The organism is Sphingobacterium sp. NGMCC 1.201703, from assembly GCF_047784615.1.
Classification (GTDB): Bacteria; Bacteroidota; Bacteroidia; order Sphingobacteriales; family Sphingobacteriaceae; genus Sphingobacterium.
Genome location: NZ_JBLOHD010000005.1, coordinates 424385 through 450512 on the forward strand (window position 1 = coordinate 424385; position 26128 = coordinate 450512).

The 26128-nt window shown below is 41.8% G+C and carries 18 protein-coding genes; 6 read left to right on the forward strand and 12 right to left on the reverse strand.

Annotation, left to right across the window (positions count from 1 at the left end; genetic code table 11):
* Positions 1 to 454: 454 nt before the first annotated feature.
* A complete protein-coding gene (locus ACK8HY_RS12715; protein WP_416133800.1) occupies positions 455 to 1264 on the reverse strand; it encodes an MBL fold metallo-hydrolase in 810 nt (269 codons plus the stop codon).
* Between the two features lie 72 nt (positions 1265 to 1336).
* Positions 1337 to 2764: an L-serine ammonia-lyase gene (locus tag ACK8HY_RS12720; RefSeq protein ID WP_077437205.1), complete on the reverse strand. Its 1428-nt coding sequence runs from the start codon at positions 2762 to 2764 to the stop codon at positions 1337 to 1339.
* 215 nt (positions 2765 to 2979) lie between these two features.
* On the opposite strand from ACK8HY_RS12720, the gene ACK8HY_RS12725 reads away from it, so the two are divergent.
* A complete protein-coding gene (locus ACK8HY_RS12725; RefSeq protein WP_416133801.1) occupies positions 2980 to 4527 on the forward strand; it encodes a glycoside hydrolase family 10 protein in 1548 nt (515 codons plus the stop codon).
* Between the two features lie 120 nt (positions 4528 to 4647).
* On the opposite strand, the gene ACK8HY_RS12730 is transcribed toward ACK8HY_RS12725, so the two are convergent.
* Both ACK8HY_RS12730 and ACK8HY_RS12735 read right to left on the reverse strand, forming a co-directional pair.
* The gene (locus tag ACK8HY_RS12730) at positions 4648 to 6354 is read right to left on the reverse strand and encodes a glycoside hydrolase family 3 N-terminal domain-containing protein (RefSeq protein ID WP_416133802.1); all 1707 of its coding nucleotides are present in this window, start codon (positions 6352 to 6354) and stop codon (positions 4648 to 4650) included.
* 369 nt (positions 6355 to 6723) lie between these two features.
* Positions 6724 to 7266, reverse strand: a complete 543-nt coding sequence (locus tag ACK8HY_RS12735; RefSeq protein WP_077437208.1) for a TetR/AcrR family transcriptional regulator — start codon at positions 7264 to 7266, stop codon at positions 6724 to 6726.
* Between the two features lie 175 nt (positions 7267 to 7441).
* On the opposite strand from ACK8HY_RS12735, the gene ACK8HY_RS12740 reads away from it, so the two are divergent.
* Positions 7442 to 10183, forward strand: a complete 2742-nt coding sequence (locus tag ACK8HY_RS12740) for an outer membrane beta-barrel protein (protein ID WP_416133803.1) — start codon at positions 7442 to 7444, stop codon at positions 10181 to 10183.
* 25 nt (positions 10184 to 10208) lie between these two features.
* Here the strand turns inward: ACK8HY_RS12740 and ACK8HY_RS12745 are convergent, their stop codons facing one another.
* Together ACK8HY_RS12745 and ACK8HY_RS12750 are read right to left on the reverse strand one after the other, a co-directional pair.
* Positions 10209 to 10883 (reverse strand): response regulator transcription factor, encoded by a 675-nt coding sequence (locus ACK8HY_RS12745; RefSeq protein WP_416133804.1) that lies wholly within the window; start codon positions 10881 to 10883, stop codon positions 10209 to 10211.
* Between the two features lie 66 nt (positions 10884 to 10949).
* Positions 10950 to 12383: a sensor histidine kinase gene (locus ACK8HY_RS12750; protein ID WP_416133805.1), complete on the reverse strand. Its 1434-nt coding sequence runs from the start codon at positions 12381 to 12383 to the stop codon at positions 10950 to 10952.
* Positions 12384 to 12502: 119 nt separating this feature from the next.
* Here ACK8HY_RS12750 and ACK8HY_RS12755 point away from each other — a divergent pair, with 119 nt between their 5' ends.
* Positions 12503 to 13912 carry a DUF4270 family protein gene (locus ACK8HY_RS12755; RefSeq protein ID WP_416133806.1) on the forward strand — a complete coding sequence of 470 codons (1410 nt, stop codon included), beginning with the start codon at positions 12503 to 12505 and terminating at the stop codon, positions 13910 to 13912.
* A gap of 3 nt (positions 13913 to 13915) precedes the next feature.
* The gene (locus ACK8HY_RS12760) at positions 13916 to 14935 is read left to right on the forward strand and encodes a Kelch repeat-containing protein (RefSeq protein ID WP_416133807.1); all 1020 of its coding nucleotides are present in this window, start codon (positions 13916 to 13918) and stop codon (positions 14933 to 14935) included.
* 260 nt (positions 14936 to 15195) lie between these two features.
* On the opposite strand, the gene ACK8HY_RS12765 is transcribed toward ACK8HY_RS12760, so the two are convergent.
* From ACK8HY_RS12765 to dnaG, 3 genes are all read right to left on the reverse strand, one after another.
* Complete coding sequence (locus ACK8HY_RS12765; RefSeq protein ID WP_416133808.1) at positions 15196 to 16224, reverse strand: glutaminyl-peptide cyclotransferase; 1029 nt, start codon at positions 16222 to 16224, stop codon at positions 15196 to 15198.
* A gap of 179 nt (positions 16225 to 16403) precedes the next feature.
* A complete protein-coding gene (locus ACK8HY_RS12770; RefSeq protein WP_416133809.1) occupies positions 16404 to 16760 on the reverse strand; it encodes a YraN family protein in 357 nt (118 codons plus the stop codon).
* Between the two features lie 10 nt (positions 16761 to 16770).
* Positions 16771 to 18774: a DNA primase gene (gene dnaG, locus ACK8HY_RS12775; RefSeq protein ID WP_416133810.1), complete on the reverse strand. Its 2004-nt coding sequence runs from the start codon at positions 18772 to 18774 to the stop codon at positions 16771 to 16773.
* 305 nt (positions 18775 to 19079) lie between these two features.
* On the opposite strand from dnaG, the gene ACK8HY_RS12780 reads away from it, so the two are divergent.
* Complete coding sequence (locus tag ACK8HY_RS12780) at positions 19080 to 20465, forward strand: nucleotide sugar dehydrogenase (RefSeq protein WP_416133811.1); 1386 nt, start codon at positions 19080 to 19082, stop codon at positions 20463 to 20465.
* Between the two features lie 139 nt (positions 20466 to 20604).
* Here ACK8HY_RS12780 and ACK8HY_RS12785 read toward each other — a convergent pair whose 3' ends face one another.
* A complete protein-coding gene (locus ACK8HY_RS12785; RefSeq protein WP_077437219.1) occupies positions 20605 to 20925 on the reverse strand; it encodes a hypothetical protein in 321 nt (106 codons plus the stop codon).
* Between the two features lie 129 nt (positions 20926 to 21054).
* Positions 21055 to 23166 carry a M3 family metallopeptidase gene (locus ACK8HY_RS12790; RefSeq protein WP_416133812.1) on the reverse strand — a complete coding sequence of 704 codons (2112 nt, stop codon included), beginning with the start codon at positions 23164 to 23166 and terminating at the stop codon, positions 21055 to 21057.
* Positions 23167 to 23335: 169 nt separating this feature from the next.
* On the opposite strand from ACK8HY_RS12790, the gene ACK8HY_RS12795 reads away from it, so the two are divergent.
* The gene (locus tag ACK8HY_RS12795; RefSeq protein WP_416133813.1) at positions 23336 to 24412 is read left to right on the forward strand and encodes a DUF4407 domain-containing protein; all 1077 of its coding nucleotides are present in this window, start codon (positions 23336 to 23338) and stop codon (positions 24410 to 24412) included.
* 283 nt (positions 24413 to 24695) lie between these two features.
* On the opposite strand, the gene rmuC is transcribed toward ACK8HY_RS12795, so the two are convergent.
* Positions 24696 to 26018, reverse strand: coding sequence for a DNA recombination protein RmuC (gene rmuC, locus ACK8HY_RS12800; RefSeq protein WP_416133814.1), 1323 nt, complete (start codon positions 26016 to 26018; stop codon positions 24696 to 24698).
* Positions 26019 to 26128: the final 110 nt, after the last annotated feature.

Here is a 26128-nt window from a genome sequence, read left to right on the forward strand (position 1 = left end):
GAGCAGCGAGCTGCTTCAGTCGGCTAAAGGCAGTTGCCGCTGTCTTTAGCTTTTACACCATGTGATAGATTGCCGTCTATTGCATGGTGTCTGTTTTCAATCTAACCCATAAATCTCTTCTGAATAATTTAGACTGATTAAAAACAAAGCAAATATAAAAGGAATTATTTGGATATCAACTATATTTTATTTTTTTCAGTTTTGGGGTTTTCGTCGACTTTTTTGTTAAATCAAACTGTAAAACAAAAACTTACAAAATCCAAATCAACTAAATCAGTTGGGCTACATATCGGGTAGCTTCCCTAGGCTGTCCCATATCGGAGCGGTAGCAGATTGCTGAGCGTGAACAGTCTGTCATTTAGCAGCAACCATAGCAGACCGGAATCTGCAATAAAAGTGAAAATAGGGATTGTCTTTATTTAGGCTGACGGGCGCTTTAGAAACAGCGCTTAGTTTAATTATCCAGGACAGCTGTAGCTGATGAAACCACCTGTTTCTTTAAGATGTGGGTAATGTCAAACAGTTCCGTTTCCTGGTACCGCGTGGCCACATGAAGTTTGATATGCTCACAATGGGGCTCAAATGTCGCATGAACAAGATCGACCGTATTATTTTCACCGGAAAGATGCGTTAAGATCAGATGTTTGAGACGATCGGTTTTATATTGGTTGAATAGTTCAACCGCAACCCGATTCGAAAGATGCCCCCATCCGCTGCTGATCCTATTTTTCAAAAAATAGGAATATCTTCCAGTATGCAGCATATCCTCATCGTAATTGGATTCCAACAAGAGGATATCGGAATGTTGGATCACATGCTGCACATTTTCACAGGGCCGTCCGATATCGGTCAGCACACCTATATTATGAACGCCATCCGAGACAAGGAAACTACAGGGTTCTTTTGCATCATGATATTTGGGGATCCCATAAATTTTAAGTCCTCCTATTTCAACTTCCTCATTTGGGGCAATGATATTGACAAGGTGGGGCGGTAAATGTAGTCTAGATCCTTCATAACTTCCTTTCGTGATATACACGGGCAGATTGTATTTTTTGGCAAAAACGGACAATCCACGGATATGATCGGAGTGTTCGTGCGTAATAAAAATTGCTTTAATCTGGGTCGGAATGATCCCGAGATTGTACATCCTGAGATGGATATGTTTACTGTTGATGCCAGCATCAATTAAAATAGCCGAATCGTCTTTGGCGATATAATAACAGTTTCCATTACTCCCGGAGGCGATTGCACAATATTTCATTCGCGTATACTATTTATGAGTATATATTCTACTGCAGCAAAGATACAAAAAACAAGAACACTCTGTTGAACCTTAACATTCCGGCAAACTCAATGGGATATTGACCGCCAAACCTCCATCTGCTGTTTCTTTATATTTGGCATTCATATCCAAAGCGGTCTCCCACATGGTTTTGACCACGGTATCCAAACTTACTTTGGCTTTGTCGGGATTTGACTGCAAAGCTAGCTGCGCTGCCGTAATCGCTTTTATTGCTCCCATGGTATTGCGTTCGATACAAGGAATCTGTACCAGTCCTCCAATCGGATCGCAGGTCAATCCGAGGTGGTGTTCCATGGCGATCTCTGCCGCCATCAGCACCTGCCGTTGTGAGCCACCCAGTACTTCTGTCAGCGCACCGGCAGCCATTGCCGAAGAGACGCCAATTTCGGCCTGACAGCCACCCATAGCGGCTGAAATAGTTGCATTCTTTTTAAAGATGGAACCTATTTCCGAAGCGGTCAGGATAAACTGTACAATTTTATTTTCCCGCATCCCATCATGGAAAGTAATATAATATTGTAAAACTGCGGGTATAACCCCCGAAGCACCATTGGTGGGAGCGGTAACCACACGCCCGAAAGACGCATTTTCTTCGTTGACGGCAAGTGCAAAGCAGCTTACCCAGTCCAGGATATATTGAAAATTCTGTCCACCTTCACGAATGGCCATTACCCATGATTCATAATCTTGGTAGCTACGCCCCTGCATCAATTTCTTATTTAATTTTGCAGCTCTGCGTTCCACATTCAAGCCTCCTGGTAAAGTACCGCCAGTGTGACAGCCCCGATAGATACACTCATAAATCGTCTTATAGATATTCAGGACCCCAGCGACAGTCTCACTTTCCTCCCGCCATGCACATTCATTTTCAAGAACAAGTTCGGATATTTTCAAGCCGGTCTTCATGGTCCAGTGCAGCAGTTCCTGCGCGGTATCCACCGGAAAAGGGAGATCTACTTCGGACAATACGCTCTCAGTATCATTTTCCTGAACGACAAATCCACCTCCGATTGAATAATAGGTCTCCGTAATGGCTTTGCCATTTGACAGGAAAGCCTGAAAAGTGACCGCATTTGGATGGAAGGGCAAACTCTCTGTGTACAAAAACAGCAGGTCTTCCGGATAGGAAAATGGGATCGTACGCTCACCCGCAACCTCCAGTTCGCCTACCGCTTTGATATGCGCTACCTTTGGTGTCACCTGATCTACATCGAAGGTAACTGGATCATCACCGCTCAGTCCGAGCAGAACAGCGATATCTGTACCGTGTCCGGCACCGGTCTTGGCTAAAGATCCATAGAGCAAAATCTTGACCTGCTCCACCTCATGCAATACAGCTCTTGTCTTGAGAACATGGGTAAATTGCTGGGCTGCACGCCAAGGTCCTAAGGTATGCGAACTGGATGGTCCGATACCAATCTTAAACATATCAAAAACGGATATTTGTTCTTTGCTCATAATCTTTATTGTTGCGGTCAGCTCGCTTTTCCTAGCTTTTGTGAAAACCGCATCTAAATTAGCACAAATAAGTGTACAATGTTACCTGTATTTGTATTATTATCAATTTGAAAACCAAGCTGACATTCTTTTAACAAGTATCCAACAAACATCTTACATTTTTTAGGGAAAAAGTAAGAAATGCTTCCCTATCTTTGTTGGCTACTATTTATAGAATGACAGGAAAAACATATTTATATTCTTTTTTTGCCTTTTTTGTCTGTTTATTTTCGACTAGAACATATTCCCAACAAATACCCAAGCGAGAGTTTCGTGGTGTATGGGTTGCAACCATAGGTAATATAGATTGGCCTTCGGTCAGAGCGGGCAATAATGTTGCCCAGCAAAAGCAGGAATTTATAGATCTTTTGGACCAACACCGCAGTGCGGGGCTAAATGCCATTATTCTACAGGTACGCCCTGCAGCGGATGCTTTTTACGGCAAAGGCCGTGAACCCTGGAGCAGGTACCTGACTGGGAAGCAGGGACTGGCCCCGGCACCATTTTATGATCCTTTAGAATTTGCGATTGCGGAGGCGCACAAAAGAGGAATGGAATTGCACGCCTGGTTCAACCCCTATCGGGCCTCAACCACACTCAATCCCGCACATTTCTCCGATGATCATATTACCAAACGTCATCCCGAATGGTTCTTTACTTACGCCGGGAAAAAACTTTTCAATCCGGGACTGCCCGATGTCCGTAAATATATCATTGATGTCATTATGGATGTCGTCAAAAACTATGACGTAGATGGGATACACTTTGACGATTACTTTTACCCTTACCCCGATAACCGGAATACAACCGTACCGGATCAGCTGACTTTTGCCCAGTATAATAATGGCATCGAAAATATTGAAGACTGGCGACGCAATAATGTGAACATGCTTGTACGTGACCTTGGTATCGCGATCAAAAGAATAAAGCCTTATGTCAAATATGGCATCAGCCCATGTGGCGTATGGGATAATAAGGAAAACAATAGCATCGGTTCGGAAACCCGTGGACTCAGTGCTTATCGTGAACTCTATGCGGATGGTGTAAAATGGATGCAGGAGGGTTGGATTGACTATATCAATCCACAGATTTACTTCCCATTTAAAAACCGTGCAGCCGCCTATGAGGTGCTGGTATCCTGGTGGCAGCGACATACCTATGGTCGGCATTTTTATGTGGGGCATGGAGCCTACCGTGTAACCGAAAATAAAATCGGATGGACCGACAAAAGTCAGATCCCCAGACAGGTACGTCACCTCCGCGAAGAACATGATGTAGAAGGAAGTATATACTTCAGTTCCAAATCGCTCATGGACAATTTGGCCGGATTACAGGATTCCATGCGAAATGACCTGTATCGTAGCCCTGCTTTGCCCCCAACAATGCCTTGGTTGGACAGTATTCCGCCCAATGCTCCTTTCGGCTTGCTCGTCAAATCATCCGCCAACGGAAAAATGAATACACTTTTTTGGCAGAAACCGGATGTAGCCAGTGACGGTCAATCGGCCTATGGCTATGTTGTCTATCGATTTGTCGTAGGTGAGCGCGTCAATATCAAAGATCCGGGCAAAATCATCTTTATCACATACGATGCCGATAAACTCCAGTATACGGATGATGACATCAAACAGAATCAACGCTACAAATATGTAGTCACCGCAATAGACCGGATGAAAAATGAGAGTCGTCCTTCTGACAGTCGGGAGGAAGATGAGGAAAGCTAGTCTTCGTCTGAACGATTGATCGGTATTGACAAAACATAAGAAGAGTCCTCCCGGATCGCTGTGCTGATGACAGCAGCGCGATCCAGGAGGACTCTTTCTTGGTGTGATTTTAAGGCGATCTTATTTGCCCTGTCCGTATTTGAATTTTTTATTGATGGTAACAGGTAATTTTCCTTTAGGGACATTTTGTCCCAATAAGGTTTTGGCAGCAGCCTTTTGCATAAAAGCATCATTTTGATAAGCCAGCAAAATTGTCTTTGCTTTCTTGGATGCTTCTACGCCATCTAACACATATACGTTTGTAAATAGGGTCAGGATAGATTTCTTTGCAAATTTTTTCATCAGCTTCTGTACGTTTTCATTCAGCTGCATGGTCGGACGAGGACGTAATCGTGTGTCGTGGACTGCGATGATGAATTGTTTGTTTTTCTTAATTTCCTTCACCAGTCGTTTCATATCGTCCTTGCTCAAGCTGTCCGGCAAAAAATATTGTGTTTCATTGGTCAATGCAGCAGCTAGATCATTCTGGAAGGTTTGATTGGCAGAAATACCGACATTAACAATTGCTGTAGGCAGATCCTTTTTAAACGATTTCAATTTTTCCGTCGAATTAAGGGCTGTAATAGCAGCATCGGATAATTCATCAATCAGCTGAACTGCAGATGCACGATGCAAGTCAGCATACAGATTCTGCTGCGGGGTTGCTTGGTATTTGTCCAAACCTAACCATAGTTTAGCAGCCAATACTCTTTTCACACGTGCATCGATATCTGCCTGCGAGATCCGACCTGATTCAATTGCTTTCAGAATAAGGTCAATGGCGCGTTTGCTATTTTCGGATACCTCAAGCAGATCATGCCCTGCCACAATGGCCTGAACATCAGCTTCTCCATTCGGAAAGAATTTCTTGACACCCTTCATATCCATGGCATCAGTTACTGTTAAGCCCTTAAAACCAAGTTCATTCCGTAAGAGATCTGTAACGACTTTTTTAGAAATGGAAGATGGCATATTGGGTGTATCATCCAAGACAGGGATATTCATATGCGCAACCATGACTGCTGGCGCACCGGCTTTAATAAGTTCTTTGAAAGGGTACAGTTCCAACGTATCTAATCTGGTTTTATCAAACGGAAGTTTAGGTAGGTCATGGTGTGAATCGACATCTGTGTCACCGTGTCCCGGGAAGTGTTTAATGGAAGCCAAGATACCGCCATCCACCATACCGTCCATATAGGCTTTTGCTTTTTTGGTGACATTATATTTATTGTCGCCAAAAGAACGAATACCAATGACCGGATTTTTGGGGTTGTTATTGATATCCACATCTGGTGCAAAATTAAAATGCATACCGATACGGTGAAAATCCTGCGCAACCTCACGTCCCATGCGATAGATCAATTGATTGTCCTGCACAGCTCCGAGTGTCATCTGATAAGGGAAGGATAGCGTAGAATCCGGCATACGCATACCAAGTCCCCACTCGCCATCAAATGTGACCAGTAATGGCACTTTGGATGCCGACTGATACCGATTGAACATGTCCACATGGCGAACGGGACCGCCCTGAAAAACCACAAGCCCGCCCAGTTGCTCATCCTGAACAACCTGTGCAACGGAATCAATATATTTCTGACCGAGATTGGTATGCGCGCGTACAAGGAACAACTGTGCCACTTTTTCCTTTGGTGTCAAGGTATTAAATACGGCATCCACCCAATCATGCTGGGAATTGATATATTTTACAAAATCTTTCTTGTCCTGTGCTTTCGCAATGGATAACGCACCGACCAATGCCAATAGGCCCAGACTGAATTTTTTGAACATAAATTAGTTTGTATAATGTCTTAAATAGAATACTAATAACGCTATTATTTTGGATAATATGAAATTGTTTTTGCAACAATTTTATTAAAACACGCAACAAGACGCATTTCAAGCGCAACGAAAGGAAATATAATGATCCTATACCTGAGAACTACTGCCGGATATACCTGTTGTCTATTGTTGATTTTGTTAAGAGCTGGCTTCGGGACAAATCTGATTATGGACTTGATTGGTAATGAATGCCAGCTATAGCTAAGTAGCTGCAATAAGCTTAAGCAAGCCTAAAATACCCAAGAGTAAAGACAAACGAAGTATCAGCTGTAAGCTTAAACAACCAGAATCTAAATACTCATTACTAAATACTAGATACTAAATCAAATTATACTTTTTCTCGAGGAACAGCGTCAATTCCATAACATGATCCAATTCACCGATAGCCTCTTTTTTCCACAGGGTATCAATGATCAATAGCAGGAACTGTGTTTCTAATTCAGGATTTTCATACCCTAATTCTTCAAAAGCACGATGGATAATCGGCTGTACCGGTTTCATAAACTGTTCATGTTGCTGCTTGGAGAAAGGATGATGGGACAGTCTTTCCTGCAATTTCCAGAATATGGGTTCGGCACTGACCAACTTATTGGGAAGGTTGATCATGGTACGCAAAAAATCTTTGGGTTCACGATAGGTCATCATCCCACGGTGATGGGTAAGGACCTTGCGATATCCGGATTTAACCAGATAGACCAAGAGTGCATCTTTGTTACCAAAATGTTTGAATATCAAAGCCTCAGAAACGCCTGCGTTCTGTGCTATTGTTTTGGTAGACGTATTGGTATAGCCCTGGTCTGAAAAAAGCAGCAATGCTTCTTTCATAATACGCTCTTTTCTACTCAAAACACTTTCTTTCATATACTATGCCGTTCAGTTGATTTCTAATTCTACTGCAAATATATCTAATCTTTCCGTTCAGTTAGGATTATTGTAACTAAAATGATAGTAATTCGTATCAAATAGTCGCATAAATTTGACAAATAAAAAAAACAACCAATAACAAAGCCTAAAACCACGCATACATCCCCAACCAATGAAAATCAAAACCTGGACAATTGTTATCCTTTCGCTTAGTTTAATGCTATTAAAGATGAATGCTTTTGCCCAGCAATATATATCTGGGAGGCTCATGGACAGCAACGGTTCAAAACCAATTTCGGGAGCCAGTGTGACGATCATTGCCTTAAAAGACTCCAGTAAACTGCAGACACCAACGGATATCTTAGGCAAATTTGCCAGTGCAGCACTTCCCAACGGTGATTATCTGATTTCGGTACAGCCAATGGGTTATACAGCAGATATCCGAAAGATCAGATTGGTTGGTAAAACCGTCGAGGTCAATTTTAAGCTCAACAGCTCGGAGATCGTGCTGGATGAAATCAGCATCTCACCGACGAGTGTACAGGTAAGGGGGGATACCTTAGAATTTGATGCAAAAAAATATATCACACCTGAATTTGCAGATGCAGACGAGCTGGTCAAGCAGATCCCGGGTGTTGAAATTGACGAAGACGGGAATGTAAAGGCGCAGGGAGAAGCCGTAAGCAAGATTATTATTGATGGCCGTGAATTTTTTAGCACTGATCCAAAAGTCGCCCTTAAAAACTTACCTGCCGATGTGATTGCTAAAGTCCAGCTCATTGATGACAAAACCGAGCAGGCGAAATTCAGCGGATTTGACGATGGCAAACGGATGAAGGTTATCAATATTGTCACCAAGCCGGATAAAAGGAAATCTTATTTTGGCAAGATCAGCGGCGGAGCTGGCCCAGACAACAAATATGCTGTAAATACCCAAGTCACCAAAATGAATCCAAAGCGTCAGTACTCGATAGATATCAACACGAATAACGTCAACCAGCCCAATGGTTTTGCACCACGCGGCAATACGCGCGGCCGTACCGGACAGGGCATCACAACACGCTTCAATGCCGGATTTAATTATCTCGACCGCTTTTTGGCAGACCGCATGGATTTCAACGCCAATTACAGCTACAACTATACCGACAATAATACCATCAGCCAAAACAAAACTGAATATACTGCCGGCAATAGAGCCAACCAGATCAACAATCAACAGCAATCTGGTAGCACCTACACAAACAATCACGCCTTCTCCATGCGGGCAAACTGGAAAATAGATTCTATTCAAAAGTTGGACATTCAGCCCAATTTTTCCTATCAGAGCAACAATAGGCATAGCAGCTCGCTGGGCAGTACCTTATTAAACCTGAGCGAAATGCTTAACCAATCCAACAGAAACAACAGCAGTTTTGGCGAAAATTTCAACTGGGGCGGGGATCTCACCTATATGCGTAGGCTAAGCAAACCGGGGCGAACTATCAGCGTCAATGTGAATGGATCTTTCAGCACAAACAAGGCAAACGCCGCAAACTACGCTTTAAACACGTACTACAAAAATGGGGACTTCAGTCGAATGGACACCGTAAACAACCGCAATTACACCATCGGTGACAATAATGGTTTTCGCACCAAAATTGCCTATACCGAAATGTTAAGCAGATACGCCCGTTTGCAGGGGAATTATACTTTTCGGAATACAGCACGGTATTCTGATCGTAAAACCTATGAATTCCTGGCAGAAACCGAGCAGTTGGGCGAGTTGAAAAACCGTCTCTCGAACGAATTCCGCAATGACTTTGTTTACCACAGTGCGGGGGTATCTTATTTATTCAATAAAAAAGACAGTATGCGCTTTCAGGTCGGATTGGATTATCAGACCGCCAATCAGGTGAATGACAAGCTATTTCCGAACAGATTGAAAACAGAAAGTAACTTCAACAGTTTACTGCCAAACTTGAATTTCCAGTATAACTTCAACAAAGAAACACGTATCGAATTGCGCTATAATGCTAAAACAAATACACCTGCCATTGAACAGTTGCAGGATTTTATAGATAATCAGAATCCACTACGCATTACTTCGGGCAACCCGAACCTAAAACAAGAATACGACCATAACCTGGTCATGCAGTTCAGGTCTGTCAATAAGGCCTCGGGCCGAAGCTTTACATCAGATTTTACAGCGGATTTTATTCAGAACAAGATTTCAAACACCATCTTTACAACCGATTCGGCATTTACCATCGAGAACGATGTTATACTGGGACCGGGAGGGCAATATATCAAACCCGAGAATTTTGACGGCGTATACAATCTAAAATGGCATAATAGCCTTGGTTATCGCGTAGAACCTTTGAAACTGAATATCAACCTGAATAATAATCTCTATTTCAACCAGAATTACACCTTGTTGAACCTGGAAAAAGTAAATGCAAAAACCTACGGTATCAATCAACGTGTCGGCGTGAACACCGCTTTCAGCAGGGAGCTGATCATCGGATTGGATTATAATGGAAATTTAGCCTATTCAAAAAATTCGGCAACTGAAAAATCCAATTACGCTGTTTATAAACACAGCATCAGCAATTCCATCGCATTGACATTATGGCAAAGCTGGACCTTAAATTCGACGTTCAATTACTTATATAACGGAAGTATCCTAAACGCGCCCAGCACGACAAGTTTGTTGTGGAATGTTTCAGTCGGCAAGAAGCTGTTCAAAAAGAGAAATGCAGAGATCAATCTAACGGTTTTTGATATTTTTAATGACAATAAAAACGTCAATCAACAGGTCAACGATCTGTGGGTGCGTGTGTCCCAATCCAATGCAATTACCCGCTATGCCATCCTGAGTTTTACCTACCATATCCGGGGTATGGGCGGAAAGGCTAATCGAATGCGAAAACAATAAACATCCTCCACGTGGAACAAGCTTATCAATCCACAGTAAGCATATAGCCAACGCCCCGTATATTGGTGATTTTGATTCTCGGATCCTGACTCAAATACTTACGGATACGGCTAATAAATACGTCTAGGCTTCGCCCTGTAAAATACTTGTCGTGGCTCCAATAAGCACGCATAATCTCTTCTCTAGCGATCACCTTATCTTTCTGTTCGTACAGCTTGCGTAGCAGTTCGCTTTCCCGAAAGGATAATTTAAGGACTTCGTCCTGATAGGTGAGTTGATGCTTCAGGCTGTCCAGTGTATAATCACCGATCATCAGTTTCTGACCGAACAACATTTTGGGATTATTTTTCAACAAAGACTCTATGCGTACAACCAATTCTTCGATCTTAAACGGCTTTTTGACATAGTCGTCTCCGCCAAGACGAAATCCCCGAACCACATCTTCCGTCTGTACTTTGGCCGTTAAAAAGATGATGGGGAGCAAGGTGTCCATCTCCCGAATTTTAGCGGCCAAGGTGAAGCCATCCATAACCGGCATCATCACGTCCACCACCATGATATCCGGTTTTGCAATGCTGAAAGACTCGAGGGCTTCCTGTCCATTATTGCAGTGTACAACATGGAAGCCGTTAGCTTCCAGGCTATCTGCCACAATCATCGCCAGACTTGGCTCATCCTCTACGTATAAAATATTAATCATAATTCCTGTCGTTCAATAATAATGCTTTTTCTATACAAAGCTATATCGAAAATAGCTTTCGATTGGCTAATATGGTAACTTGATGATAAAGGTACTTCCTTTTCCCAATTCACTCTCGACATTGATCTTACCCTCATGACGTTTCACAACCTGCTTGACATACGCAAGCCCCAGACCAAAGCCTTTGACATCATGCAAGTTGCCCGAAGGTACTCTAAAGAACATATCGAAAACCCGCTGATGGTATTCGGGCGCAATACCCTTCCCATTATCCCGAATACGGATCTGGACATGTTCTTTGGCAGCTTTAATGTCAACTTTAATGCTGACATGTGTTCCCGAATATTTTATGGCATTCTCCAATAGATTATTGATGACATTTTTCAGATGGGATTCATCGCCTTTGATCAGGATCGACTCGGGATCGGCATGGAGCTCCACTTCTACTGTTTTTGTTTTATTGAGTTGAGCCACCTCAATCGCACTTGCCACCATGGCGACAATATCAAAATCTGACCGTTGTAGAACAATTCCCCGCGAAGCATCGATATCCATCTGCAGTACCTTCTCAATCATACCGGAAAGGTGTTCAAGTTCTTTTTTTGAAATATCAAGGTAACGGTCCATCTTTTCCTTATCGTTCCGCACGCCGTACAGTTGTATGGCTTCAATTGCTGCCATTACGGTGGATACTGGAGTTTTCAGCTCGTGGGTCATATTATCGACAAAGTTTTTTCGGAGTTCGGCCATTTTATTCTGGTTAAAAATGGTTTTCATCAGGTAAAAGAAAGTGCCCAACAAAAGACCGATCAACAGCAGCGAAATCAGCAATTGCCAGCTCAGGCTGAAAAGCAGATATTTCCAATCCTCCTGGAACTTAACGACCAGAAACTCATTCTTTACGGGATTGACCATCATCGGTCTTGTCCAGGCCAGGTTTTTTTCGCGGTATTCGCGACGTACATCCTTTACCTGCTCGCGTGGAATCGTAACGACGCTCAACTCATAGGGCACCGAGATACCTTTATTGTTCAGTGATTCTGTGAATTTCCTGTCGATCTGATCCAGGTTCGCTTTGCTCATTTCAAAATCGCGGAACAAGAAGGGCGGAATAATAGCATTCTGATGATCGCGATCTTTGGAATACATTTTTCCTTTGCGATCTGGATCGGTACGAAATGTATGTACTTTACGGGGCTGTCGGGCCCGCACCCTTTCCAAGGCCCGATCAAGTTCAGCTTCGGATAACGAGGGTAGCAGTTCATTTTTTATATCCCTGAGAAGCCGGTTTCTCTCTGTGTCGGGATCATCCAATCGTTGATCACCATTTTCTGCCTGATACACTTCCTGTACGGCATTAAAAAGCGACCGTTCGGCCGTGGACAGAAAAAGGTCCCGCCGATTGGTATAACTTCCGTAAAGCCAGACGCCAAGCACAATGGTAATTCCTGTACCTATTAAAACGATCAAGCTGATCAGCAATTTAAATCTTCTACCCATAACGAAAACAAATTTAAATTACTAGATTTGCAATCGCTGTGGTAATTAACCATATTTAACAAAATATAACACTGATTAACAGTAAGCATTGATTACTTTTGCACTATTCAAAAATTAATATGATCAAAAACTTTAAGAGACGTAGTATACAATTTTTACTTCCGCTTTTTACATTGGCAGCTTTTGTCGGTTGTAATAAGGACATTTCACTTTCTTTGGATAATTCGAGAAATGAAACGATTGGCGTAGTACCAATTGATACAGTTTCCGTCAAAGTTTCCACTTATCAATTGGATCCGCTTCCAACTTCAAATACAGGTACGGTTCTGGTAGGAAAAAATAGCAATGCGGTCACCGGTAGTGTCAAATCTACTTCTTATTTGCGTTTGGGGATCGGTACAATAAACGGCACAGCCATTCCGGAGGATGCGGTATTGGATTCGGTGTCTCTGGTATTGAGCCCGAACAAATACTATTACGGCGATACAACCAAAATTCAGAAAATTGCAGTGCATCGCGTCACGGAAGATATTACATTGACACCAATAGATCCGACGCAGCCGGCTATTGAAAGACCATTTTATGTGACTACTCCTAGCATATTCAGCAATAAAAAATTAGCTTACGAGAGCACGCCTTTAGCAGAACTTTCCTTTAACCCCCGTGTCAAATCAACGGATTCCTTGTTCTTTAAATTCAATAGCTCCATCAGTAATGAACTTTTCAGGTTGATAAAAAATGGGGATAACAGGATTCAAAATAACACGAGTTTTCAGGAGTATTTTAAGGGCTTAGCGCTGGTTCCGGATAAAAACAATACAACGCTTATTGGATTTACAGATACCGTTTTTCTACAGGTGCATTATTCTTTTGGGAACAATGAGGGGAATAAGGTAAGCAGCAAGCAATCTTTTGCTATCGACAACAAAGCATACCAATACAACCAAATTGAAGCAGATCGCTCGGCAACGAAGTTTGCAGCAATGACAATTACGAACCCACAGATTGATGTGGAAAAAACCGATGGTTATACATTCCTCGAAGGTTCGAGTGGTGTTGTAGCGAAAATCGAGTTCCCTACGTTATTATCCTTGGTAAACGATCCAACAATTTCAATCAATAAGGTGGAACTTGTCATTGAAGCAGAAAATAACCCGCTAGAGGGCTATGCGCAACCTGCAAATCTGGTTCTTATGATCGCAAATAGCGAAGGGACACCGGTGAGCGCATTATCATCATTAGAAGCTGCAAATGAATTGCAATCTGCCCCATTGATTAAAATTGGAGACGCAAATGGTAAATACACCTTTAATTTGATTGATTATTTAAATAAAATTAAAACAACAGCATATAAAAACACTTCATTATATCTATCTTTACCTCCGTTGCCAGTAACAACGAGAACTGCAAGCGGGGCTACAGTAGTGACACCTTCTCAGCTATCAAGAACAGCGGATCGGTTGATATTGGCAAAAGATGGTAATGATCCAAGAATTAAATTAAACATCCTTTATACTAAATTTCAATAATTTATGAACAAGAAAAATTGGCTACTCGTATTGTCAGCTTTTGTATTTACAGTTACAACATTCTCTTCTTGTAAAAAAAGCAATGACACTAGTGAAGAAAAATCGACCGAGTGGTTTCAAAAAGCAGCTTACAAAGGTCCACAAACATCTTCCGCAGCAAGTTTTGTAATAAAGAACATCGCATATGTAACTACTGGTCAATCAAGTAATGCAGGTAGCAAGGCTGTTCATTTAAAAAACACATATGCTTATGATCCAGCATCCAATACCTGGAGCGAAAAAGATACTTTAGCAGATAAAGATGCGCGTAGCGGTCGTCGTGGTGCAATTGCTTTTGCAATCGGTGATTTTGGCTATGTAGGTGGCGGTAATGATGGCGCAAATTTCTTGAAAGATTTCTATAAATTTGATCCTTCAGCAGAAAAAGGAAAACAATGGACTAAAGTTGCGGACTTGCCTATTGTATTAGCAAATGCAGTAGCGTTCACTATCGGCGGAAAAGCTTATGTGGGTACAGGAGAAACTACCATTGCAAATGGTACTGCCTTTACCAATCAATTTTTCAAATATGACCCAGAGTTAAATAAATGGGAAGCAATTCCTGATGCTCCATTTGCAGCGAAGAGAAAAGGTGCTTTTGTATTTGTATCAGGTAATACTGCTTATGTTGGTGGTGGAGTTTCCAATGGCGGTTACCCAACAGATTTCTACAAATTTGATGGTAGCAAATGGACACAGTTAGCTGATTTAGATAATGATCGTGGTGTGAACCGCTCTAACGCTGCAGCTTTCGTAATAGGTAGCAATGGCTTCTTAGTAGGTGGATCAAAAGGTACAGCAAGCAGTTCTGTTGTTAAATATAACATCAGTGGAGATATCTGGACATATGACAATACTTCTTTTAACGGTGGCGCTAGACAAGATGCTGTCGGTTTTGCAATCCAATCAACAGGTTATGTTGCGACAGGTCTAAATGGTACAACTCGTTTTGATGATAACTGGAGCTTCACTCCGGTTTATTAATCGCAAAATAAAATTATAAAAAAAGGGATGAACCGATGGTTCATCCCTTTTTTTATAACATTGTCTCGCATAATTATCGTTGTTTGTACGCTCGGTTTCAGACGCTCATACAGGATATAATCCTTCGAGACGGATACGATCACGCCCCCTTTGCCCATTGAATATCCAATTGATGTGCTGTACATACGTTTAAAATCGCATAAAAAAAGACTATCCAATTGGATAGCCCTGTTTATGTAAAATGTATATCGTGTGAAATACTATTTTTCTATAGCTTTGATTTCATACAAGGTATTCCATAGCTTACCCGTTACAAACAAGCGTTTTTTGGCCTGATCATAAGCAATTCCATTCAATTCGTTATCATAAGCCGAAGTATGTTCATAGATTCCAACCAGGTTGATCTTTCCTTCTACAGCACCTGTTTCGGGATTGATAATTGCGATAATATCCTTCTGATAGACATTCGCGTAAACTTTTCCATCAATATATTCCAATTCATTTAGTTGATCGACAGGACCATTCTCGTCATATACAGCAATTGAACTTAACTCTTTACCAGTAACCGCATCCAGGAAAAACAATTTATTGGAGCCATCTGACTTGATCAAACGCTTGCCATCATAGGTAATCCCCCATCCCTCCTTACTATTTTCGTATTTAAATGAACTTTCTTTTGTAAATGAATTTTTATCAAACACATATCCCTCACCCTGCTCCCAGGTCAACATAAACAATTTACTGCCAACTAATGTCATCCCCTCGGCAAAGGTTTTCTCATCAAATTTGATTTCCTTCAGTACCTTTCCAGTTGTCAGGTCAACCTTTCTGAGGTTAGACTCACCATAGCGTCCATTAGATTCATACAATACACCATCGGCAAACTGAAGTCCCTGGGTAAATGCGCTGGTATCATGCGGATATTTGTTGACTATTTCGAACCCATAGTTCTTTGCTGCCGCTGGAACAATATAAAAAGTGCTCGATACGGAGTCAGACTTGCCACCACTGTACACTGTTGCAGAAATATTGCGTGTACCATAAGCCATATCTTTGGTCTCTACGGTAATTGCAACAGTATCTGTTGAGGACCCCACATGCTTGTCGTCCACGAAATAAGCGACAGAATCCATGGTAATTGCATCAAATTTCAATTTTAATTGCACTGGGTTACCCTTTAAAACAGCTTGGTTTGCGCCGGGTGACGCAAATTCCAATGCAGATTTTTTCGACTTACAGGAAGCAAAAGCTAAAGCTGCAATCGCTACAAAATACGTGATTTTTTTCATTTATATAATCAATTTTTGAGCTGATAAAACAATCAGATTGTTATAAAACATATGTTTAATAAATCATAATCGCTTCATTTTTATAATATAAAAAGTCTAATTCAAAATCGGAAATCCGGGAAACTGATGTTGTACACGTCCGAGATTCCTATCTTTGGATCTACCTGCTAAATGCTTTTTCAACTATCCCAAAATGCATCCTTTATATGGGTAAGTTCTGAATGAGCATTATTCATTATGGCTACCACGTCGAATCTAACTTCACCTTCATATGCAAATTTTACTATATAAGCCTGTGCTGCCCGAATGAGCCGCCGTTGCTTGCGCACATCCACAAATTCGTAAGGCTCGCCAAAAGCGGTCGTCGACCGTGTTTTGACCTCCACAAATACCAGCGTATCTCCGTCCATGACGATCAAATCTACTTCTAAATTCTTAAATCGCCAATTTCTTAACACTATTTTACAGCCCATCCTGATCAGGTATTCCATGGCCAACTGCTCGCCCAGTATTCCTATTTCAAGATGTTTCGCCATATTATCCGGATCACTTTACAATCGTATTTCCCAAAAATCCGCCTAGAAGACGCTCTGCTTCTTTTAGTTTTTGATACTTAAAGAGAAGTACTTCCAAATTAGCAATATCCTGTTCCTGTTTCATTTCTTCACGGATATGATGCATTTCCGCACTGATTTTTTGCTTTTTTATCCGGTAGATAGCCTCCACAACCAATTGCTTAAGATGCTCATATTCCTGGCTGACATAGATCTTGCGTTTGTCGTCATTCCAATTTTCACTGAGCGAATACTTCGTCGCCACACAATTGATCGCCAGTTCGGAGACAGCAGCATCCGCATGGGAATAGAATAATTTTGGATCGGGAATTTCATAATTTTCAGCAGCATCCCGATAAGCTTTCAGAATAAATGCAGCGCCCTTATCTTTAAATTCGATATCGCTGATATTACCCAGTAAGACACCAGCAACCGGAATATCGCCATCACCTTCCCAAGTGGCCAGGTAATCGCCGTAGTTGATCAGGATACGGACGATCTCACGTTCCTGTAGGATCTCGGCGGTCAGCTGTGCAGGCTGTTCTGTTGCTTCCATTGCTGGCAGTCCCCCACGCTCATCATCGGTCATAAAGAAATCAGGTGGCGGGCCATCCATCCCAAAAGGCGGCATCCCTGTATTTGCCGGGGTATTTTGTGCCTTGCGGGAGGCATCTTTATCGGCTTTCTTTGCCTTATTCAGCCTTATCTTGTTGAGTTCGGCAAGCAAAATACGCTCCTCAATATCCAATAGGCTGCTACATTCCCGAATAAAAACAGAGACTTTAATCTCATCGGGGATCAAAGCGATACTTTCAACAACATCACGTATTAACTCTGCCCTTTTGATCGGATCGTTGTTGGCATCGCGAAGCAAAATATTGGTCTTATAGAAGATAAAATCCTGCTGATGGGATTTCACATACTCTTTAAAAGCTGTAGCACCGTAGGTTTGCACATAGGAATCAGGGTCATTTCCATCCGGAAAGAGCAATACCTTTACATTTAACCCTTCCTCCAGCAACATATCGGTACCACGCAAAGAGGCCTTTATTCCAGCTTCGTCGCCATCATAGAGTATGGTGACATTTTTGGTAAATCTGGAAATCAATTTAATCTGACCTGTCGTCAGCGAAGTTCCCGAAGAAGAAACCACATTCTCAACACCAGCCTGATGTACAGATAGGACATCAGCATAACCCTCGACGAGATAACAGTTGTCCTCTTCCATGATTGCCTTTTTGGCAAAATTCAGCCCATAGAGTACATCTGACTTATGATAGATCTCACTTTCGGGCGAGTTTACATATTTGGCAACCTTCTTATCCGTTTTTAGCGTACGTCCACCAAACCCGATAATACGTCCGGTTAGATTATGGATCGGGAACATGACACGCCCTCTAAAGCGATCATAGAGCGATTTATCGTCACGTTCAATAGCCAGTCCACTTGCAGCCAGGTAATCCCGATGGAAGCCGGCCTCCTGGGCCTTATCCACCAATGCCGTCCACTCTTCGGGTGAATACCCCAGTTCGAATTTCTTGATGATATCTTCACGGTATCCCCGCTCTTTGAAATAGTTGAGTCCAATGACCTGCCCCATTTCACTTTTCCAGAGCTGTTCTACGAAAAATTTACCTGCCCAGGCACTCAATACATAGAGGCTTTCTCTTTTATCTTGTGCAGCGAGCTGTGCTGGAGACCGTTCAATTTCTTCGATCTCAATGGAATATTTATCCGCCAGGTAACGAATCGCTTCGGGATAGGAGAACTTTTCCAGTTCCATCACAAATTTGAGTGAATCCCCCCCAACACCACAGCCAAAACATTTGTAGATACCTTTTGAGACCGAAACGTGGAATGAGGGTGTCTTTTCGTGGTGAAATGGGCAGTTTCCGATCAGGGAGGTACCACGCTTCTTTAGATCAACGAAGTCACCCACCACTTCCTCTATCCGTGCCGTTTCCAGTACTTTGTCAATAACCTCTTGCTTTATCAAAATCGTGCTCCTATTTTTAATGTAAAATTAGTATAAATCTGATAGATTTCAGTCTCAATCCGATTATTTATGCCCCCCGATTCCTGTGTATTCAACCCCGGCAAAAGAGATTTTTTCGTGTTGTCTACCCGGGGCCCGCCGCAACGATCATGCGGACAGGGTGACGGAGGCTCCATTCGGAGGCTATATATCCTATAAATTCGCTTTTTAAAGCTTTGCGATGAAATATTGACTTTTATCGACAAAAAACAATTTCGAATTCTTTACATTTGTTGTTCAATTTATAGCTGATTAAGATAATCAAAATGAGTAAAACTATCAAGAAAATATGCTGTATAGGAGCTGGTTACGTGGGTGGACCAACCATGTCGGTTGTTGCGAAACAATGTCCGCATATTGAGATCACCATTGTTGATATGAATGCCGAGCGTATCGCAGCCTGGAATGATGAAAACCTGGAAAACCTTCCTGTTTATGAACCGGGGCTACAGGAAATCGTTGCTGAAGCGAGGGGCCGCAATTTGTTTTTCTCAACCGATATCAACAAAGCTATTGATGAAGCCGATATGATTTTTATTTCGGTCAATACCCCAACCAAGAATTACGGAAAAGGAAAGGGAATGGCTGCGGATCTAAAATATATTGAGCTTTGTGCCCGTCAGATTGCTGCAGTTGCCAAAAATGACAAGATCGTTGTCGAAAAATCCACTCTTCCGGTACGTACTGCCGCTGCATTGAAAAGTATCCTTGACAATACCGGTAATGGTGTGAATTTCCATATTCTATCCAATCCTGAATTCCTCGCCGAAGGGACAGCAATACAGGATTTGATCAATCCGGACCGTGTACTTATCGGGGGCGAAAATGAAGAAGCAATTGCAGCATTAGTGGATATCTATGCGCATTGGGTAGATCACAACAAAATCTTGACGACCAATCTATGGTCTTCTGAGCTTTCTAAATTGACCGCCAACGCTTTTCTGGCGCAACGGGTCTCCTCCATCAACTCGATCTCCGCGCTTTGTGAGAAAACAGGAGCCAATGTCGATGAGGTATCCAAAGCAATCGGCATGGATACACGTATCGGCGCTAAATTTTTAAAAGCATCAGTTGGCTTCGGAGGTTCGTGTTTTCAGAAGGACATCCTCAACCTCGTCTATATCGCACGTAGTTATGGGCTTACAGAAGTCGCTGAATACTGGGATCAGGTCATTTTAATGAATGATTATCAAAAGCAGCGTTTTGCCGACAATATCATCCAGACATTGTACAATACGGTATCGGGAAAAAAGATGGCTTTTTTGGGCTGGGCGTTTAAAAAAGATACCAATGATACCCGTGAATCCGCAGCGATCTATGTGGCCGACTATCTCTTAAATGAGCAGGCAGAAATTACGGTGTACGATCCAAAAGTATCTGCGGAACGTATTTACGCTGACTTGGATTATCTGAACACGCGTTCATCGGAAGAAAACAGGGCCTTGGTCAAAGTTGTCAATACGCCTTATGAAGCCTGTGACGATGCACACGCCGTTGCCATATTAACAGAATGGGATGAATTCAAAAGCTACGACTGGAAGAAGATCAAGGATCAGATGAAGAAACCTGCCTTTGTATTTGATGGACGGAAACTATTGAACCGGAAACAGCTTGAAGATCTTGATTTTAAATATTATGCGATAGGTGAGTAACCTTCGCATACGATAACGAAGAACCCTCAGTAGCTATCTGTACAATCATACGGATATCTCTGAGGGTTTTGTTTGTGCCTGTTGGCAACGCATAAGGAAAGAGAGATGAAACACAAGCGAAGCAACAGGACTTTTTATCTTAATTGTTTAACATGCCATAAAATTCATTCATGTAATACGATTCTTGTAAGGCATCCCTAAAGTTTTGCCATTGCTCTTCATCAAACGAGAAAACAATGTCCGGGTAAGGCGTCTTCATAATCAAGCGGAACTCACCGTCGGGGAATGAACTGAAGAAAAGTTCGTCACCATTACTCTTAATGATGTTCAGAAAATCGAAAAACTTATTCTGTGTAAATGTCAGCACAAAACTTTGCTGCCAGATATAATATGTTTTACACTTGTGGCAAACACTAATGTGGGTATCTCCGCGTTGACTCAGAATCTTGGTATCACACATACTATCTATATTTATTTAGATTCATTATAAATAACATTCAAATGTAAGCATTGTTTTTAGAATAACAAGTATTAAAACAAAAAAAGGAGATATATTTTTATATATCTCCTTTTTTTGTTTTGTAGTGGACTAATTCAATCCTCTTTTTTTCAATAAATATTTAGGATCTGGGTCTGCACCTCTAAAGATACGGTACATTTTTGCCGGATCGTCTGTTCCTCCTTTTTCGAGGACATTCTTACGGAAGGAATCCGCTGTTGCTTTATCATACAAAGACTTTTCTTTGAATGCTGCAAAAGCATCTGAATCCAACACTTCCGACCAGATATAAGCATAGTAGCCAGCCGAATAACCTCCAGCAAAGATATGCTGAAAATAAGTGCTTCTATAGCGTGGGATAATTGCATCGATAATCCCTATTTTCTTCATGGCTGCTTTTTCGAAGCCATTGATATCTTTTGAAATTTCTTTGGTTGTTGCATGGTAATCCATATCCAGTAATGCTGCTGAAAGGTATTCCACCGTTGCAAAGCCTTGGTCAAAAGTACCTGCTTTTTCCATTTTTTGGATCAATGAATCTGGCATGGCCTCTTTGGTCTTAAAATGTTTTGCATAGGTCTTTAATACCTCTGGATCTGCTGCCCAATTTTCCATGATCTGCGATGGCAATTCGACAAAGTCACGTGGTACGGAAGTACCGGCCATTGATCTGTATCTGACATTGGAAAGTAATCCATGTAAAGCATGTCCAAATTCATGAAATAGCGTAGTCGCCTCATCAAATGTCAGCAATGCAGGGTTTTTACCAACAGGTTTTGTGAAATTACATACAATAGAGATCACCGGAGCAACGCGTTTGCCATCTTTTGTAGATTGATCGCGGTAAGATGTCATCCAAGCGCCGCCACGTTTGGATTCACGCGGAAAGAAGTCTGCATACAAAAGTCCCAGATGTGAACCATCTTTATCTTTCACTTCGTATACCTCTACTTCTTTATGATAGGTCGGCACATTGTTGAGGGCAACAAATGTCAAACCATATAGTTTGTTTGCTACTGCGAAAGCGCCTTCACGTACTGTAGGTAAGCTTAAATAAGGTTTAATCTCGTCTTCGTCCAATGCGAAACGTTTTTTACGGATAATCTCTGTGTAATATCTCCAATCGTAAGGTGCCACCGCAAAAGTACCACCTTCAGCTTTAATTTCTTTTGCGATATCAGCTTCTTCACCTTTGGCTTTTGCCAAAGCAGGTGTCCATAACTTATTCAATAAAGCATAGACATTTTCAGGTGTCTTAGCCATGGATTCTTCCAGGACATATGCGGCATGTGATTTATAGCCCAATAGTTTAGCCTTTTGAAGACGTAGATTAACAATTTTTTGAATAATTGCTTTATTATCATTCGTGTTATCATTGTTACCGCGCATTTGATAGGCTTCCCAGATCTGTTTTCTCAAATCTCGGTTTTTAGCATATTGCAAGAAAGGCATGATCGAAGGATTCTGTAAGGTAAATACCCATTTATCCTTCTTCCCTTTGGCAACAGCTTCCTCAGCAGCGGCAGTTTTTAATGATTCAGGTAGACCTTCCAATTGACTTGCCGAATCAACCACCAATTGATAGGCATTCGTCTCCGCCAATAAATTCTCTCCGATTTGGGTTGTCAATGTCGAAAGTTCAGCATTGATCTTTTTCATTTTTTCTTTATCCGCATCCTTTAGATTTGCTCCAGAACGGACAAAGCTCTTATAGGTCTCTTCGAGGAGTTTGTTGTCCTGGGCATCCAGACCGAGCGTATTACGGCTATTCCAAACTTCTTTGACTCTGTCAAATAACTTGGGGTTCATCGAAATTTCATCCGAATGGCTAGACAATATTGGGGCCAGGTCTTTTGCAATCGCCTGAATACTGTCATTGGTATTTGCGTTATTCAGATTATGAAATACAGTAGACACATTATTTAATAAACTGCCAGCATTTTCAAGGGCTACTATCGTATTCTGGAAAGTCGCCTTATCGGAGTTATTGACGATAGAGTCAATCTCCAAATTATGTACTTTTATTGCCTCTTCAAAGGCGGGCCTGAAATGTTCGTTTTTGATCTTGTCAAATGGTGGAACATTAAAGGGTGTTTCATAGGCTAACAAAAGAGGATTATCTGTCATCATTTTTTTCTCCTCACAACCAACAATCGCAGTTGCCACTAGCATTAAAAATGGCAAAAGTTGTCTTTTCTTCATATCGTCTGATTATTCCTGATTTTTTTTCAAAGATAATAAAATTAGGCAAATACGGGAGGCCCGGTTTCATTGCATAGCAAGCGAGCAAAAACCGTCATCCTATTGTAAAACAAAAACTTATTCGTAACCTTGTTAAAAATAATCTGTCAATTTGGGTAAAACTATTTAAATGAGCGCTATTAACCGTTTCTTTTGGAGATGTGCAGGTGTGCATCAAGAAACTCTTGAAAAGTATCCGGAGGAGCATAGTAAGTACACAGCCATAGGTGCTACTATTTTTTTTACGGGATTATTTGCCAGTCTTTCTGGCGGCTATGCCATGTATTTTGTGTTTAGCGGGGGAACACTGGACTGGGTGCTGGCCATCGTATTTGGCATTATTTGGGGCTTGGCGATTTTCAACATGGATCGCTATATCGTACTGAGTATCAATAAATCAAAAAGTGGCTGGATGCAACTCTTGCAGGCCCTCCCCCGTATTCTTTTGGCGATATTAATCGGTTTAGTTATTTCCAGGCCTTTGGAGCTGAAAATTTTCGACAAGGAGATCCGGGAGAATTTACGTGTACGTTACCTCGCTGACCAACGTGCAAAAATTGATACCCTGAACAGCACGTTCAACAAAAAATACAGCAATGAGGTCAATCAATTAAAGGCGACGAATGTGGAACGTGATTCGCTGGAATCTAGTATCAAGAGCGATCGCACTAAATTGAACTATGAAATATATGGTAATAAAACCACGGAAACCTCGGGCGTAATGGGCTATGGCCCTTATGCTAAAATGAAGGAAGAAGACCTCAAAAAGAAAGAAGCATATCTGGACACGCTACGTAATAAGATCGCAGCACAGCAAAACGCAATCCGTCAAAAGCAAAAATTTGAAGGAATACTGGATCAAAAGGTTCTGTCAAATGCCTCACTGGACAGCGCTGTCAACGTCGCAGGTTTTGCCGATCGCAATTCTGCACTGGGCAACCTACGCTACGATGCCAATGGAAAGGTCAATGAATCCAATGCGAATGCAGTATTCTTTATCGCGCTACTCTTTGTCTTTTTAGAATGTCTTCCCGTCATTGTCAAACTGTTGGCCGGACGTGATCCGTATGACAATGAAATCCAAAATCTAAGAACCTTACATGATTACGAATCAGATACCAATCTCGTTGCTGAAAAAGAGGCTGTTGATCGCCTAAAGGATACATATGTAGATGTGTCGATCAATAAACGCATGAAAGAACTGTAGGGAGATATTAGTATTGAGTAGTTAGTAGTGAGTAGTTAGTAGTGAGTATTGAGACTTTGGTCGGGTCAAGCCTTCGGCTGATGTCATATAGGTGAGTCTGCTTTATCTGTTAGTATTGAGATATGAGTATTTAGTAGTGAGACTTTAGTTAGTTCAAGCCTTCAGCTTACGGCCTTAGTTTGAGGATTGAAGAGCTAATCTGCAAGAAGCCTAGTGCTTTTATGATCAGCTCTTCAATGTTTTATTGTTATGCCTGCGGAACCTATCAGACAGGAGGACTTCATTATTCATCTTCGTCCAGAAATTTAGCGTCGATCTGCTTATTTGCCTTTGCGCCCAACCGCTTCAACTTCTCCACTTTTCCGATAACATTGCCTGCCCCAGTCGACAGCTTTTTGGTCGCATCTTCATGACTTTTTAATGCCCGTTCCAACTGATTCTGAACCTGCTCCATATCCGTCAGGAAGCTCACAAATTTATCGTACAGACTCCCTGCTTCTTTGGCAATTTCAATCACATTGCGCGTCTGACGTTCTTGTTTCCATATACTGGCGATGGTTCGCAAGGTGGCTAACAGGGTCGAGGGGCTAACAATAACGACCTTGCGATCCCAGGCATCACTGAATAGATCTGGTTTTTCTGCGACGGACATACTCAATGCTGATTCAATCGGCATAAACAACAGGACAAATTCCGGCGATTCTATCCCATACAACTCATGGTAGTTTTTGGCGGAGAGTTCCTTCACGTGATTTTCGACGGATTGTACATGTTGCTTCGCGAAAATCGCACGGTCTTCATCCGTCTCCGCATTTACCCACCGCTCATAAGCGATCAAAGAGACCTTAGAATCCACGATAAGGTGTTTATCTTCGGGAAGATCAATAATCGCATCGGGCTGCATTCTCCGCCCTTCTGCATCCATCAGGGAAACCTGTAGCCTAAATTCACGGTCTTTCATCAACCCCGAACGTTCCAGCACTCTTTCCAAAATCACCTCTCCCCAATTACCCTGCTTTTTCGTATCTCCTTTTAATGCTTTGGTAAGGCTATTGGCTTCATCTTTAATCTTGAGACTCTGTTCGACCAACTGTAGCACAACACCCCGCAGGGAATTTCGTTCAGCCGCTTCCTGATTATAATTTTTATCTACCTTCTCTTCAAAAAGCTTGATTTTCTCCTTTAGCGGATCTAGGATCAGTCCGAGCGAACGGTGGTTTGTTTCGGTAAATTTCTGCGTTTTCTCTTCCAATATTTTATTGGCGATAACCTGAAATTCATTGTTAAACTGTCTTTTTATTTCGGCAATTTCATTTTTTTGCTCCTGAAATTTATCCAATTGGGCCTCATAGAAAGACCGTGTGCTTTCCAGCGAACGTTCGGCAACCAATACACTCTCACGCTCCTTGTCCAATTCGTTTTTGAGCATTAAACGTTCTTCCAGCAAACTTTGCTCTCGCTGTTGTGAACGTGCCAGTTCTATTTTCAATGCTTCCACTTCTTTATTCTGGCCTACATCCACAGCAGGAGCGCCGTTTCTTTTCAACACCAATATGATCAAAATGACCAGCAACAAGACAATTCCTGCGAAGAAAAATATTTCCATGATTTATATTTTATGCGAACAGCAGCCTCTTATCCCTTCTGACAGAATACTGCGATCAAATTTCATTAATGATAAGTTTGCCTACTTACAGCGGTATACAAATGGTCTTC